Here is a 13,690-nt window from a genome sequence, read left to right on the forward strand (position 1 = left end):
CGATCCCGAGTCGAGGAACGGCCCGTTCCGTCAGGGCAACAGCACGATCTGCGTCACGAACGGAAGCAGTCGGGCCGCCGCCGGGTCCGCGTCCAGCGGCACCGCGACCGGAGTGCACCCGGTCTCCGCCGCCAGCATCTTCGCCAGCGCGTCCACATCGGACGGTGTCGTCTCGTCGGCCCAGCGCCGCACCGGCGCCATCGGATCCCGGCGCCGCTCGCAGTGCGCCTGGAGCCCCGCCGCGACGGCGTCGTTCCAGCACAGGCCGGCCGCGGCGCCCACCTCCGCGTGCGGCCCCTGCTGGTCCAGCCACACCCGTCGACGGCCGCCCGTGATCAGGTCCGTGCCCCACGTCCAGCCGCGTCCCGCCGCCAGCGCGCCGTAGCTTGCCATCGCCGCAAGCACGGCACGCACCTTCGCGGTCTGCGGGTCGCTCGCCCAGCCCACGACCCGGTGGGCCGGCCACCTCCGCCGTGGATCCGCGACCGTTGCCCAGCTGACGACGCCGGCCTGCTCGACGGCGGAGAGCAGGCCGACGTACGGGTCCACGAACGCCGGCAACCGGTCCAGCAGCGCCGCCGGCCCCACCGGCTCGGCCGACGGCGCCTCCGCCACCGGCCCGCCCCACTGGTAGCGGTGCTCGGTGATCTCCAGCGAGTCGAGGTCCAGCCTCAGCAGCGTCGGCTTCGCGGCTTGAGAAGCGCCGGTGAGGTAACGGAAGGCGGTCAACGCCACCTGCGTCCCGATCAGCGCCGCCGTGACCCCGCCCAGCGCCGCCCCCGACGCGGCACTGGCCGGCGGAGCCGCCGACGGATCGGTCTCGGCGACCGGCACTTCGGGCTCGTTCCCGGCCATCCCGGCGGCGAGCGCCACGCCCGGCACGCGCTTCGGCAACCGGCCGGCGGTCGGCGCCACCGGCTTCTCCTCCGGAACCAGCCGGCGCCAGGCCGCCTCGACGGACCGGCCGCCCGCCGTGTGCACCGGCGTCATCCAGGCATCCCGCCCCCGCACGAACACCTGGGTCAACGACACGTTCTCCGCCCGGCAGCGCCGACACATGTCAATCAACTCGCCGATATCGGACGATACGTGCACGACCAGATCGGTCTCGGCGAGATGCGCGCCGATTCGGTCGACGGAATCGGTCAAGACGTGTTGGAATTCGTCGCGCAATGCGTATTCGGGCACGGTGTCGGTGAACACGCGGGTGCGCCGCCAGCCGGAGCCGACGCCGGCCCGCAGCACGGCGCCGAGCACCGGCCCGTCGCCGACAACGGCGACCCGCGCCTGACGCAGCCGGTAGAACCCCTGCTCAGCGGGGGCAATCTCGATCTCGGAGCGGTATTCGACGGCCTCGGCGGCGGTGAGGCCGGTGATGGTCCCGGTGCACTGGCTCACGACGGCTCACCGCGCCGCGCCGCGGCCGACACGCCGCACCAGGGATGAATGGAAGGTAAACACCGTGCGGTTCGCACCCTTTTGCGGTCGCCGGCCCGAATTGACGGCAGCGGCCATCGCTACACCCGACATGAAATGCCTCGATTCGACGTGGTTTCCCCCCGAACGCAGACTGTAGGCATTTCATTCCGGCGATGATCGCGCCGCCGTCCGGTCGTCCGTCGAAGGTGACACGAACTCACGGTTTCGTGGCGGGGATCACAGGCCGTCGACCAGTGCGCGCACCTCAGGATCGCGCACCTCGAACACGTCCAGCACGCCGATGCGAACCAGTGCGGGCTTCAGCTCCCGCAGCTGCCGCACGATCGTCTCCCACCGAGGGTCGCTCGGTTCCACCTCGGCCAGCGCGCGCACGTTGCCGATGAACGCGGCGACCGACCCCTTGCGCACGTACTCGCCGCCGAATTCGGTGCCCTCCGCGCCGTCGGGCAGCACATCCTCCGGCTTCACAACGTTGCCTGCCATGACTTCCTCCTCGAACCGACTTGCGTGCTTCCTGCACGCATCAGCAACGGTAGCCACCATACGTGCAGTTTGCACGCTTTTCTCGGGTGAGCCATGTCACGTATCTGGACCGTCCAGAAGGGACGGGCAAAGCGAATTGCCCGCGAATTCAAGCCTCCTTGACTTTCCGGACACGCCTGTCCACGATCCACACCGAATTCGCCGCGCTCCCCGGATATTTCGGTCAGCTCTCGCGGTGGCGCGCGGTCTCACAACGGAAGGTGGACATGAGCGAGGAATCGGCGGCCAAGCCGCGTCGGCGTTGGCTGTGGGTGGTGGCGCCGGCGGCGATCGCGATCATCGTCACGGCGGCCAGCCTGAGCGTCTACCTCACGGAACGCGCGCAGAGCCAGTCCCAGGAGACGCTCGGCGACGCGAGCCGCAACGACCGCGTGGACGTGCTGTTCTACGTGCAGAAACTGGACCCGGTCACGCAGACCCTGACCGCCCAGGTGTCGGTGGATCCCAAGGGCCGCTTCGCCGACGCGGACGGCTTCCCGGCCAAGGACATCGTCCTGCACCAGGACGCGGTCAAGGGCGACACGCTGACGTTCAAGGCCGGCAAGAACCCGACGATCAACGACGTGCAGGTGCTGCTGTCCGACGGCATCATCACCGACTACCCGTTCGACAGCTACGGCGTCGACTTCGCCTTCTACGCCGAGTCCGCGGGCGAAACCGCGCCGCTCGCGGTCACCTTCGCCAGCGGCGACACCTTCTTCGCGATCCACCCGCGCGACACGAAGACCGACGACGGCGTGCTGACCTTCTCGGCGGACACCAGCCGAACCGTCGGAATGTTCGCGTTCGCCCTGTTCATCATGCTGTTCATGTGGTGCCTGAGCATCGCCGCGGTGATCGCCGCGACCTTCGCCATCGCCGGCCGGCACGGCCTGCTGTGGCCGTCCATGAGCTTCATGGGCGCGTTGCTGTTCGCCCTGGTGCCGCTGCGCAACGCGGTGCCCGGCTCGCCGCCGATCGGCTCGGTCGTCGACTTCGCCGCGTTCTTCATCGCCGAGGGGCTGATCTCGCTGTCGCTGATCTGCACGGTGGTCGTCGGCTACCGGGTGGAACTGCGCAAGAAGGCGGAAGCGGCCGCCTAGACGCGGATCCGCCCGGCGGCGACCTCGTCCGGGTACCCGTCGTAGGCCGGCACGTAGCCGGTCTCGCGGTCCGCGAGCACGTGCACGGGGCCGCCGCCGGTGTAGCCCTCCTCGCGCAGCGCGACCTTGCGGCTCTTGAACGTGGACGTCTGCTCGACCTCGTCGATCACCCTGAGGAACAGGGGAATCGCGTAGCCGGGCAGGCGATCCGCGAGGTGCCGGGCCAGGCCCCGCCCGTCGAGTTCGGCGCCGTCGGTGAGCTTGACCGCCGCCATGCCGGCGCGGCCGTCGGCCCCGGGCACCTCGACGCCGTACACCACGGCCTGCTCGATCGCCGGCCACTCGTCCAGCGCCGCCTCCACCTCGGTGGTGGCCACGTTCTCGCCCTTCCACCGGAACGTGTCGCCGAGCCGGTCCACGAAGGCCACGTGGTTCCAGCCCTGGTCGCGAACCAGGTCGCCGGTGTTGAACCAGCAGTCGCCGCGGCGGAAACCGTTGCGCACCAACTTCTTCTCGGTCGCCTCGGCGTCGGTGTAGCCGTCGAACGGGGCGCGGTCGGTGACCTTGGTGATCAGCAGGCCGACCTGGCCGGCGCCGACCCGGCGCAGCCGGCCGTCGGCGTCCCGGGCCGGCTGGCCGGTGTCGGCGTCGAAGGCGACGACCGCGAACGGCAGCGGGCACATGCCGGCGGTGCGTTCGAGGTTGAAGGCGTTGATGAAGGCCAGGTTGCACTCGCTGGCGCCGTAGAACTCCGCGACCCGGCCGATGCCGAAGCGCCGGGTGAACTCGTCCCAGATCTCCGGCCGCAGCCCGTTGCCGACCACGACCCGCACGCGGTGCGTGCGCTCGCCTGCCCGCACCGGCTGGTTGAGCAGGTACCGGCAGAGCTCGCCGATGTAGCAGAACGCGGTGGCGCGGGTGCGCTCGATGTCGTCCCAGAACCTCGACGCGGAGAAGTTCCGCCCCAGCGCCAAAGTCGCGCCGGCGCCGAGCACCGACGACAGCGACACCGTCAGCGCGTTGTTGTGGTACAGGGGAAGGCAGCAGTACAGCGTGTCGCCCGAGGTCAGCCGTACGCCGAGGTGACCGAGGCCGGTCATCGCCTTGAGCCACCGGAAATGGCTCATCGAGCTGGCCTTGGGCAGCCCGGTGGTGCCGGAGGTGAAGACGTAGAACGCCTTGTCCCGGGCGTGGATCAGCGTGGTCTGCACGGGGTCGTGGTCGTCGGCGCTGATCGCCGCCTCGTCCATGTCCGGGTAGCCGTGCATCGCGTCGTCGCCGTCGGGCAGGCAGAGCACCGTGCCACGGATCTCCTTGGCCGGCAGGGATTCCAGCGCCTCGCGGCATTCGCTGCCGACGATCAGCACCGTGCTGTCGAGCAGTTTTTGGCTGTGGTTCAGCACTTCGCCGCGCTGGTGGTGGTTGAGCATGCCGGCGGTGGCGCCGAGCTTGGCCACCGCGAGCACGGCGAGCAGCGTCTCCGGCCGGTTCCCCGCCAGGATGCCGACCGTGCTGCCGGGGCGCACGCCGTGGCTGTTCAGCACGGCGGCGTACCGGTTCACCCAGAGATTGGCCTGCCCGTAGGACAACTCGGTGTCCTCGAAGCGCAGGAACGGCCGCTCCGGGTGGCGGTGCGCGGCACGCTGGAACACGTGGCCGACCGAGTCGCGGCTGGTCGGGCCGATGGTGGCCAGCCCGATCGCGCCGTGCAGCAGGCTGGGCACGTCCAGCGCCATGCCGGGCAGCGCCCGTATCACGTCGGCCAGGCCGATCCGGTGCGCCGCCGACTGCTCTGTCGCGTTCATCAAGGCCATGCTACCGACCGGTCGGTATCCGGACAACGGTCCGCTACCGCGTGCGCAGGTCGGTGATCACCCAGTTGTCGCCCTGGCGCTGGGCCGTCACGGTGAGTTCGGCGGCGGCCAGGCTGCTCTGGTTGTTGTCGCCACGGGTCGCCGACTGGTCGAGGAACACCAGCAGCTGCGCGTGATCACCCTGCAGCATCGTCACGCCGCTGTACACGACCTTGGTGGTGAGCATCAGCTTCTGCGCCGGCGCCTGCTGCTTGACCTGCGCGAACAGATCGTCGTACTGGCTTTCGGCGTTGCCCTTGAGGGTCTGCTTCGCGGCCTGCTCGGTCGCCGCCGTGTTGTCGTACCGATAGGAGAACACCTTGCCCAGCGCGGCATTCACGTCGCCGAGAACCTTGCTGGTGGCCGCCGGGTCGACCAGCGCCTGGTTGGCCGTGGCCGGGTCGTCCCAGAGGCTCGTCGCCTCGATGCGGAACCAGATTCCCAGCGACACCAAGGCGATCGTCGCCGCGACGAGCCACTTCACGACTGCACCTGCACGGGTGCGAGGGCGCTGACCTGCCAGCCGTTGGCGGTGCGGGTGAGGTCGGCCTGGAACCGGGTGCGTTTGGTGGTCTGCTGGCCGCCTTCCGGCGTGACGTCGAGCTGCACGGCGGCGATCAGCTTGGCGGTGCCGGCACGTTGGTCGAGCGCCGTCACGGCCGTGTCCATTACCTGTGCAGTGGTGACGGTTTTGGCCTGTTCCAACTGTTTCCGGCTGTCCGCTCCGGTTTGCGCCAGTTGGTCGTGCAGCGTGCCGGTGGAGACGGCCAGCCAGGACCTGAGGCCGTCGTCGATCTTGCGGTAGTCCAGGGTGTTCAGCGTGGCGATGTCGTGCCGCGCGGCCTGCGTGACGGCCTGTCGGTCGAGCGCGAACAGCCTGGCGTCGTCGTGTGCGGCGCTCCACCACGACCACCCGCCCCACGCGGCGAACACCGCCGCCAGGATCACCACGATCTTCATGTCGGCTCCCTGTTCTGTTCGGAAGGGGGCATTCCTGGCGTTGAACGCCAGGAATGCCCCCTTCACAACTCACCCGTTCGGGGCGTTCTGGGCGCCGCGGACACCCGTGCCGGATGCCGCCGGCAGGGTGCAGCGGGCCTGCGTGTTCAGCGGTCTGCCCGGCTGGTTGTCGAGCCCGCTTCGACGGCTGGTGCCGTCGTAGCCGGCGGTGCAGCCGAGGGGGTCGAAGAACGTCAGCGACAGCCCGAAGTCGGCTGTGCCGTTGGTGACTGTGCTGGCCCCGGCGGCGATCGCCTGCGGCGCCGCGATCAGCAGCTCCTGGATGGCGTCGTGGCGGCCGAGGGCCACGGTCGCGGTGGTCAGGAGGTTGGCGATCAACACGCCCAGGCTCGGATCCGTGTCCCTGATCAGCTGGCTGACCTGCACGGACAGCTGTGGCACGGTGCCGATCAGGCTGCGCAGGTCCGCGTCGGAACTCCGCAGCTGGTCGGCGATGAGCTTGGCGTTGGCGCCGAACTGGGTGAGCGCGGCGGCCTCGTCGTTCTGAGTGTGGAGCACGGTCGTGGAGTCGGTGACGAGTTGCGTCAGCTGCGGCATGTGCTGCGTGGTCGCGCCGACGAAGGAATGCGTGCTGTCCAACAGGGCTTGCAGATCCGTGGTCGTGCCGCGGGTGGCCGTGTCCAGTTCGTCGACGAGAGTGCGCAGGGAATCATCCGGCACGCTCCGGACCAGGCTGTCGATGTTCGTCAGCAGGGTCTGCACCGGCAGCGGCACCTTGGTGGCCGATTGCGGGATGACCGAGCCCTGCCGCAGCGTCGGGCCGTCGGGCCTTCTCGGCTTGAGGTCGACGTACTGCTCCCCCACCGCCGACCGGTTCTTGACGACGGTGTCGACGTCCTGCGGGATGTCGTACTGGATCAGGTCCAGCTCGACGTCGACGCCGTCGTCGGTGAGGGTTATCGGCCCGACCCGGCCGATCGGCACGCCACGGTAGGTCACTTCGGCGTTGGTGAAGATGCCGCCGGCGTCGGCGAGTTTCATCGTGACCTGGTAGCCGCCGGTGCCGAACAGGCCGACGTAGCGGGCCGCGACGAAGGCGACGGCGGTCAGGCCGACCAGCAGGAACGCGGCGACCTTGAGGCGGACTCCGGCCGTCAGCATCAGTGGTCCTTCAGGTAGACGTTGAGGTAGTCGCCCTTGACGTCGTCGAGCACGGCGTCGGTGAACGGGAACGTCATCAGGACCTGCAGCGCCTTCGGCAGGTTCTGGCCGGCGGCGGCGAGTTGCCGGAGCGTGGGTTGCAGTGCCTTCAGGTCGGCGACGAGGTCGTCCCGGCTTCGGTTGACGGTGTCGGTGGCCGTCGCCGCGAGGTGGTCGAGAGCGTCGACCATCCTGGTCAGGTTGTCCTTTTGTTGTGCCAGGACGGAGATGCCCGGTGTGAGGTCGTCGATGGCGCCGGTGATCTGGGTCTTGCGGTCGTCGAGAGTCTTGGCCAGCCTGGCCATTCCGTCGAGTGCCTTGGTGATGTCGTCCTTGTGGCGGTCAAGGTTGTTCACCAGGTTGTCTATTTTGGACAGAAGGTCGCGGACGTTGCTCTCGTTGCCGTTGAGGGCCTGGTTCACCTGCTGTGTGATCGTCTGGAGCTGGGCCACACCGCCGCCGTTCAGCACCATCGACAGCGCACCCAGCACCTCTTCCACCTGCGGGTTCCTGTTCGTGCGGGCGAGCGGGATGGTCGCCCCGTCGGCCAGCGGCGTTGTCGTGGCAGTGGCCGGGGCCGCCAGCTCCACGAACTTCTCGCCGAGCAGGCTGGACTGCCGGAGGTAGGCGTGGGCATCGGCCGGCAGGTGGACGTCACCGTTCACGGTCATCGTCACCAGCGCACTCCAGCCGTCCGGCGCCAGCCGCACCGTGTCCACCCGGCCGACCGGCACGTCGTCGACCTTGACGGCCGCCTGCGGCACCAGGTCCAGAACGTCGCCGAACTGTGCGGTGACCCGGTACGGGCGGCTGCCGACATCCGCTCCGCCCGGCAGTGCGCACGCCGTTGCCAGCAACACCGTTGCCAACAGCAGGTATCTACGCATCAGCCCACCGCCGGCAACGGGAGAACCGGTTGCTCGCCGGGTGCGAACTCCCGGATGTTCGCCCTCCCGCTGAGCGTCTTCGTCCCCGGGTCGTAGGCGTTGAGGACATTGCCCAACGCCAGCGGCGCGACCTTGAGCGCCTCGTCCAGCGACGCCCGCTCCCTCACCAGCACCTGACTCAGCTGCGCCAGCTTGTCCACATTGGACGCTATCCGGCTTCGGTTGTCCTGGATGAACTGCTTCACGTCGGCCAACGCACCGGCCAGCTGGCTCAGCGCCGCACCGAGATCGTCCCGATCCCCCGCGAGGAAGGCCGACACCTGTCCCAGCCGATCCGTCACGTCCCGGACCTGGTCGTCGCTGGTCGCGATCGTGGCGGTGAACTTCTGCAGGCTGTCGACGGTGCCCGTGAAGTCGTCCTTCGCACCGGACAGCGTGCCGGCGGCCGCGCCGAGCCGCTCGATCGTCTCGTTGAGCTTCGCCCCGTTGCCGTCGAGCACCTCGGCACCGGTCCTGACCAGGTCGGACAGCGCCCCGTCGGCGTTCGCGCCGTTCGGTCCGAGCGCGGTCGCCAGCTCGTTCAGGCTGCCGTACAGCTGGTCCAGCTCCACCGGCGTCGCCGTGCTGTTCTCGCTGATCGTCGAGTCCTGGGGCAGTTCCGGGCCGGTCGTGTAGGCCGGCGCGAGCTGCACGAACCGGTCGGAGACCAGGCTCGGCGCCATGATGACCGCCTTGACGCCACGCGGGATCCGCACCTCCGGCTCGACCGTGAGCCTGACCCGGACCTGCGTGCCCGCCGGCCGCACCTCGTCGACCGTGCCGACGCGGACGCCCAGCACCCGCACGTCCGAGCCGGCATAGACGCCGACCGCCTCCGTGAAGTAGGCCGTGAGGTGCAGCGGCAACGTGACGTGCAGCGGGCCGAACACCGTGCTGGCCACGACCAGGAGCATGCTCATCAGCTGGTTCATCAGTTGCCCTTCGAGCCCGGCGGCACGCAGTCGCGGTTCGGCGTCGCCGGCACCAGGCCGCACAGGTAGGTGTCGATCCACCGGCCGTTGCCCAGCGCGTTGTCCAGCAGGCGGTAGTAGGGGCCGATCAGCGCCAACCCCTTGTCGAGGTTCTCCTGGTTGCGGTGCAGGACCGCCGTCACCTGGTCCAGCCGCGTGAGCGTCGGACCGAGCTGGGTGTTGTTGTCCGCCACCAGGCCCTTCAGCTGCTCGGCCAGCGCCGTGCTTCCCTTGAGCAGAGCCGAGATCGCCTGCCGTCGCTGCTGCACCTCCCGCAGCAGCGCCGCCCCGTCCCCGATCAGCCGCCGGAACTGCTCGTCCCGGTCCGCCAGCGTCCGCCCGACCTTCGCGGTGCCCGCCAACAACTTCCGCAGCTCGTCGTCCCTCGACGAGATCGTCTTCGCCAGACCGGACAGCCCGTCCACCGTGGCCCTGATCTCCTGCGGCGCGTTCCGGAACGCATCCGACAACACCTGGAAGCTCTGTGCCAGCTGCCCGGTGTCGATCCGGGTGACGGTGCCCGCCAGATCGTCGAACGCCGCCACCACGTCATACGGCGCCGCCGTCCGCTGCCTGGGTATCGGCTGCCCCGGATCCTGCGCCCCGCTCCCCTTCGGCTCCAGCTCCAGGTACTTCTGCCCCAGCAACGTCTTGATCTCGATCGACACCGTGGTCCCGTCCCCGATCCAGGCGCCCCGCACCCGGAAGCCCACCCGGACCTGGTCCCCCGCCAGCGTCACCGCCGTCACCTCCCCCACCTTCACGCCCGCCACCGCCACCTCGTCGGACGGCTTCAGCCCCGCCGCCTCCGTGAAGTAGGCGGAGTAACCGGTGGTGCCGAACGGCAACTCGTCGGCAACGAACACCGCAGCGGTGACCAACGCCGTGACGGTCACTCCCACCACCGCGACGACGAGCGGATTCCGCTCAAGGAAGCTCCGTTTCACTTGCACCTCCCTGCCGTCACGGGGATTCCCGGTGTCGCTCCGCCGGGTGGCGCGGGGGCGTCCGTAGTGGCCGAGCACAGGTAGAAGTTCAGCCACGAGCCGTAGGAGGCGGTGCGGCCGATCGCGTCGAGCTTCGCGGGCAGGTTCGTGAGGAACTGGTCGACCAGACCCTCGTCGGCGGCGAGATTGCCGGCGACTCCGCCGAGTTGCGCGATGTCGTCCTTGAGGGGCTGCCGGCCCTGCTGAAGCAGAGTGGTGGTGGCGTCGGCGAGGCCGGACAACCCGCTGATGGCGTCGCCGATCGAACCGCGGTCGGCGGCCAGGCCGCTGACCAGCTGCTGGGTCGTGAATACGAGGGTCGACAGCTGGTCGTCGTGGGCATTGACCTGCGTCAGCACGGCATTCAGGTGGGACACGACCTCGCCGATCACCTGGTCACGTTGCGCCAGCGTGGAAGTCAGGGACGCCGTGTGGGCGAGCAGGTCATCGACGGTGCCGCCCTCGCCCTGCAGCACCTGCACGATCTCACCGGCCATCTGGTTGACGTCGCCGGGCGACAGCGCTCGCAGCAACGGCTTGAATCCGTTGAGCAACGCCGTCAGGTTCAGCGCGGGGGACGTCCGGGCGAGCGGGATCTGACCGCCGGGTGGCAGCACCTGGTTGGGGTCGCCGGCCCCCTCGCCGAGCGCGATGTACCGCTGCCCGACGAGGTTTCGGTACTTGATCGCCGCCGTCACCGACGCCGGCAGCGGATGGTCCCGCTGCACCGAGAACTCCACCTCGGCGACCCGCTGGTCGGCTATGGAGATCCGCTCGACCTGCCCGACCGTCACGCCGGCGATGCGCACGTCGTCGCCGACCGAAAGCGAGACGGCATTGCTGAACCGAGCGGTGTAGTCGACGGTGTCCCCGTTCCCGGGATTGGCGATCGCCAGCGCCAACGCCGTGGTCGCCAGACCGGTGACCAGGACGAACACGAGCCCCTTGATCAGCACCGCCCTCATCCCGGCCACCCCCGCGAGTCACGCTCTCCGGCACACCGAATGTAGAGTTCCGGCAGACCGATCACCCGACCGTCACCTCCGCGCCCCGGTAGAGCGGTCCGATCAGCACGCTGCCCCAGCTCGGCACGTCCTTGCCGAGCAGAGCGCCGATGAAGGTGTTCTCCTGCACGGAATTCGGCGCGGCGGTCACCGGGTAGCAGGACGGACCGCCCTTGCCGTCGTAGACGGGGGTGTCCCGGCCTGGCACGTACTTACCCCTCGGTGGCTGGACATGGAGCGTCACGTGCATGCCGGGCTCGTTGGTTCCCTTGCCCAGCACCTTGTCCATCTCCGGCTCGAACGCCGTCAGCGCGCGCAGCATGCACGGGTACTCGGGTGAGTACTTGGCCAGCAGGGTCAACGTCGGCACGCTGGCCTGGGACAGCCGGATGATGGTGTTCCCGTTGCGTTGCAGGAACGTGCCGAGGTCCTGCGCGCCGGTGGTGAGGTTCTGGAACAGGCTGGCCAGGTTCGCCCGCTGCTCGGCGATGGTGCGGCTGGTGGTGGTGAGATCCGACAGGGCCTGCACGACGTCCGGCGCGATCCGGCTGTAGTTGTCGGTCACCTGGGCCAGTTCCCGCATGCCGGCGGTGAACTCGTCCAGATGGGGCGTGAACTCGTCGACATCACTGTCGAGCCAGGCCAGGGTCTGGCCGAGCGCCGCGCCGCGCCCGGCCAGCGCCCCCGCCAGGGTGCTGAGGATCGACGCCAGCTTCTGCGGCTGCACCGCCTGCAGCATCGGCATCAGGTCGCCGACCACCTGCTCCACCTCGACCGCCGTCGCCGAACGGTCCTGGCTGATCACATCGCCGCCGGCCAGGCGATCAGCCGCCTTGTGTCGCGGAGGAACGAGGTCGACGTAGCGTTCGCCGAACAGCGTCTTCGGCAGCAGGCGAGCGGAGACGTTCCGCGGAACCTGCCCGATCAGGTCCGGCCGCATCGCGAGGTCGACCTCCGCGCCGGAACCGTTGGTGCGGACGTCCCGAACCTCGCCCACGACCACGCCCCGGAGCTTCACCTCCGCGTCCAGGCGCAGCTGGTTGCCGACGTGATCGGTCCGCAGCGTCACCATCGCTACCGAGGTGAAGTCCTTGCGGTACAAGGCAACCGTCAACGCTACGATCAGCGCCATGATCGTCAGGTAGACCGCGCCGAACAGCCTCTTCATCCCGCCACCTTCACGGTCGTCGTGGCGCCCCAGATGGCCAGGCTGAGGAAGAAGTCCAGCATGCTGACCGCGACGATGGTGGTGCGCACGGCCCGCCCCACCGCGATGCCGACGCCCGCGGGGCCGCCCGTCGCGCGGTAGCCGAAGTAGCAGTGCACCAGCATCACGACGACGCTGAACACCAGGACCTTGCCGAACGAGTACAGGACATCGTCGGGCGGTAGGAACAAGCCGAAGTAGTGGTCGTACGTTCCGGCCGACTGGCCGTAGAACACCACGGTGATCTCCCGTGAGGCCAGGTACGAACACAGCAACCCGATGGCGTACAACGGAACCACAGCCACGAAGCCCGCGACCACCCTGGTGCTCACCAGGTACGGCAGGCTACGCACGGCGATCACCTCCAGCGCGTCGACCTCCTCGGCGATCCGCATCGCCCCCAGCTGGGCCGTGAACCCGGAGCCGACCGTCGCCGACAGGGCCAGACCCGCCACCAGCGGCGCGATCTCGCGCGTGTTGAAGTAGGCGGACATGAATCCCGAGAACGCCGCCACGCCGATCTGGTTCAGCGCCGAATACCCTTGCAGGCCAACGACAACACCGGTGAAAACGGTCATGCCGACCATCACGCCGACGGTGCCGCCGATCACCGCCAGCGCGCCGGAGCCGAAGCCGACCTCGGCCAGCAGGCGGACGACCTCCTTGAAGTAGCGCCGGACCGCGAACGGGATCGCCGCCACCGCGCGGAGGAAGAACAACAGCTGGTCGCCGAGCGCCTCCATCACATTCCCTTCGCCGGCACGATCCGCAGGTACACCGCCGTGATCACGGCGTTCACCAGGAACAGCAGCAGGAACGTGATCACCACCGACTGGTTCACCGAGTCGCCAACGCCCTTCGGGCCGCCCCTGGGATGCAGTCCACGGTAGGACGCCACCACCCCCGCCAGGAAACCGAAGAACGTCGCCTTCAGCTCGCTCACCCACAGGTCCGGCAGCTGGGCCAGCGCCGCGAAGCTCGCCACGTACGCCCCCGGCGTGCCGCCCTGCATCACCACGTTGAAGAAGTAGCCGCCCGCGACGCCCACCACGCTCACCATGCCGTTCAGCAGCACCGCCACCGAGGTCGCCGCCAGCACCCTCGGCACCACCAGGCGGTGCACCGGCGAGACCCCCAGCACCTCCATCGCGTCGATCTCCTCCCGGATCGTCCGCGATCCCAGGTCCGCGCAGATCGCCGACCCACCCGCGCCCGCGATGATCAGCGTCGTGACGATCGGGCTCGCCTGCTGGATGACCGCCAGCACGCTCGCCGCCCCGTCGAACGACTCCGCGCCGATCTGCGCGGTCAGCGACCCCAGCTCCAGCCCGATCACCGCCCCGAACGGGATCGACACCAGCATCGACGGCAGGATCGACACGCTCGCCACGAACCAGAACTGCTCGACCAGCTCGCGGTACTGGAACGGCCGCCGCAGCAACTGCCGCAGGACCTCAAGCCCCAGCGCGAACATCTGCCCCACGGCGGTCATCTCGACGCTCCGCCCGACGCCGGACC

General features: G+C 69.2%; 14 protein-coding genes. 1 reads left to right on the top strand and 13 read right to left on the bottom strand.

The annotated features are described in order from the left end of the window. Nucleotides 1-30: 30 nt before the first annotated feature. Nucleotides 31-1,398 carry a hypothetical protein gene (locus BJ998_RS11255; RefSeq protein WP_184860948.1) on the bottom strand — a complete coding sequence of 456 codons (1,368 nt, stop codon included), beginning with the start codon at nt 1,396-1,398 and terminating at the stop codon, nt 31-33. 258 nt (nt 1,399-1,656) lie between these two features. After that, on the bottom strand, nt 1,657-1,923 hold the full coding sequence (locus BJ998_RS11260) for a hypothetical protein (protein WP_184860950.1): 267 nt from the start codon (nt 1,921-1,923) through the stop codon (nt 1,657-1,659). A 266-nt stretch (nt 1,924-2,189) separates the two neighbouring features. Between BJ998_RS11260 and BJ998_RS11265 the strand changes: the two genes are divergently transcribed. Continuing rightward, complete coding sequence (locus tag BJ998_RS11265; RefSeq protein ID WP_184860951.1) at nt 2,190-3,065, top strand: DUF4436 family protein; 876 nt, start codon at nt 2,190-2,192, stop codon at nt 3,063-3,065. Here the strand turns inward: BJ998_RS11265 and BJ998_RS11270 are convergent. From BJ998_RS11270 to BJ998_RS11320, 11 genes are all read right to left on the bottom strand, one after another. Further along, on the bottom strand, nt 3,062-4,870 hold the full coding sequence (locus tag BJ998_RS11270) for a long-chain-acyl-CoA synthetase (protein WP_184860953.1): 1,809 nt from the start codon (nt 4,868-4,870) through the stop codon (nt 3,062-3,064). The genes BJ998_RS11265 and BJ998_RS11270 overlap by 4 nt on opposite strands. Nucleotides 4,871-4,913: 43 nt before the next feature. Next, entirely contained in the window at nt 4,914-5,402 is a 489-nt protein-coding gene (locus BJ998_RS11275; protein WP_184860956.1) for a hypothetical protein, read from the bottom strand. Beyond that, nucleotides 5,399-5,878: an Rv1363c family protein gene (locus BJ998_RS11280; RefSeq protein WP_184860958.1), complete on the bottom strand. Its 480-nt coding sequence runs from the start codon at nt 5,876-5,878 to the stop codon at nt 5,399-5,401. Before BJ998_RS11280 ends, BJ998_RS11275 begins: the two co-directional genes overlap by 4 nt. A gap of 69 nt (nt 5,879-5,947) precedes the next feature. After that, nucleotides 5,948-7,039 carry an MCE family protein gene (locus BJ998_RS11285; protein ID WP_184860960.1) on the bottom strand — a complete coding sequence of 364 codons (1,092 nt, stop codon included), beginning with the start codon at nt 7,037-7,039 and terminating at the stop codon, nt 5,948-5,950. Next, nucleotides 7,039-7,965, bottom strand: a complete 927-nt coding sequence (locus BJ998_RS11290; RefSeq protein WP_184860962.1) for an MCE family protein — start codon at nt 7,963-7,965, stop codon at nt 7,039-7,041. Before BJ998_RS11290 ends, BJ998_RS11285 begins: the two co-directional genes overlap by 1 nt. Further along, nucleotides 7,965-8,936: an MCE family protein gene (locus tag BJ998_RS11295; RefSeq protein WP_184860964.1), complete on the bottom strand. Its 972-nt coding sequence runs from the start codon at nt 8,934-8,936 to the stop codon at nt 7,965-7,967. The genes BJ998_RS11290 and BJ998_RS11295 overlap by 1 nt, the downstream gene beginning before the upstream one ends. Continuing rightward, nucleotides 8,936-9,922: an MCE family protein gene (locus BJ998_RS11300; protein WP_312890048.1), complete on the bottom strand. Its 987-nt coding sequence runs from the start codon at nt 9,920-9,922 to the stop codon at nt 8,936-8,938. Before BJ998_RS11300 ends, BJ998_RS11295 begins: the two co-directional genes overlap by 1 nt. Continuing rightward, the gene (locus BJ998_RS11305) at nt 9,919-10,926 is read right to left on the bottom strand and encodes an MCE family protein (protein ID WP_184860966.1); all 1,008 of its coding nucleotides are present in this window, start codon (nt 10,924-10,926) and stop codon (nt 9,919-9,921) included. Before BJ998_RS11305 ends, BJ998_RS11300 begins: the two co-directional genes overlap by 4 nt. 61 nt (nt 10,927-10,987) lie before the next feature. Continuing rightward, on the bottom strand, nt 10,988-12,133 hold the full coding sequence (locus tag BJ998_RS11310) for an MCE family protein (protein WP_184860968.1): 1,146 nt from the start codon (nt 12,131-12,133) through the stop codon (nt 10,988-10,990). Continuing rightward, nucleotides 12,130-12,915: an MlaE family ABC transporter permease gene (locus BJ998_RS11315; protein WP_184860970.1), complete on the bottom strand. Its 786-nt coding sequence runs from the start codon at nt 12,913-12,915 to the stop codon at nt 12,130-12,132. Before BJ998_RS11315 ends, BJ998_RS11310 begins: the two co-directional genes overlap by 4 nt. Beyond that, the gene (locus BJ998_RS11320) at nt 12,915-13,664 is read right to left on the bottom strand and encodes an MlaE family ABC transporter permease (RefSeq protein ID WP_184860972.1); all 750 of its coding nucleotides are present in this window, start codon (nt 13,662-13,664) and stop codon (nt 12,915-12,917) included. The genes BJ998_RS11315 and BJ998_RS11320 overlap by 1 nt, the downstream gene beginning before the upstream one ends. Nucleotides 13,665-13,690: the final 26 nt, after the last annotated feature.

The sequence above is a fragment of the Kutzneria kofuensis genome, from assembly GCF_014203355.1.
In the GTDB taxonomy this organism is placed as follows: Bacteria; Actinomycetota; Actinomycetes; order Mycobacteriales; family Pseudonocardiaceae; genus Kutzneria; species Kutzneria kofuensis.

Excerpts from the sequence above, each read along its gene's own strand:
- BJ998_RS11260 (WP_184860950.1), bottom strand. The coding sequence starts at position 1,923 with ATGGCAGGCAACGTTGTGAAGCCGGAGGATGTGCTGCCCGACGGCGCG.
- BJ998_RS11265 (WP_184860951.1), top strand. The coding sequence starts at position 2,190 with ATGAGCGAGGAATCGGCGGCCAAGCCGCGTCGGCGTTGGCTGTGGGTG.
- BJ998_RS11270 (WP_184860953.1), bottom strand. The coding sequence starts at position 4,870 with ATGAACGCGACAGAGCAGTCGGCGGCGCACCGGATCGGCCTGGCCGAC.
- BJ998_RS11280 (WP_184860958.1), bottom strand. The coding sequence starts at position 5,878 with ATGAAGATCGTGGTGATCCTGGCGGCGGTGTTCGCCGCGTGGGGCGGG.
- BJ998_RS11285 (WP_184860960.1), bottom strand. The coding sequence starts at position 7,039 with ATGCTGACGGCCGGAGTCCGCCTCAAGGTCGCCGCGTTCCTGCTGGTC.
- BJ998_RS11290 (WP_184860962.1), bottom strand. The coding sequence starts at position 7,965 with ATGCGTAGATACCTGCTGTTGGCAACGGTGTTGCTGGCAACGGCGTGC.
- BJ998_RS11295 (WP_184860964.1), bottom strand. The coding sequence starts at position 8,936 with ATGAACCAGCTGATGAGCATGCTCCTGGTCGTGGCCAGCACGGTGTTC.
- BJ998_RS11305 (WP_184860966.1), bottom strand. The coding sequence starts at position 10,926 with ATGAGGGCGGTGCTGATCAAGGGGCTCGTGTTCGTCCTGGTCACCGGT.
- BJ998_RS11310 (WP_184860968.1), bottom strand. The coding sequence starts at position 12,133 with ATGAAGAGGCTGTTCGGCGCGGTCTACCTGACGATCATGGCGCTGATC.
- BJ998_RS11315 (WP_184860970.1), bottom strand. The coding sequence starts at position 12,915 with ATGGAGGCGCTCGGCGACCAGCTGTTGTTCTTCCTCCGCGCGGTGGCG.
- BJ998_RS11320 (WP_184860972.1), bottom strand. The coding sequence starts at position 13,664 with ATGACCGCCGTGGGGCAGATGTTCGCGCTGGGGCTTGAGGTCCTGCGG.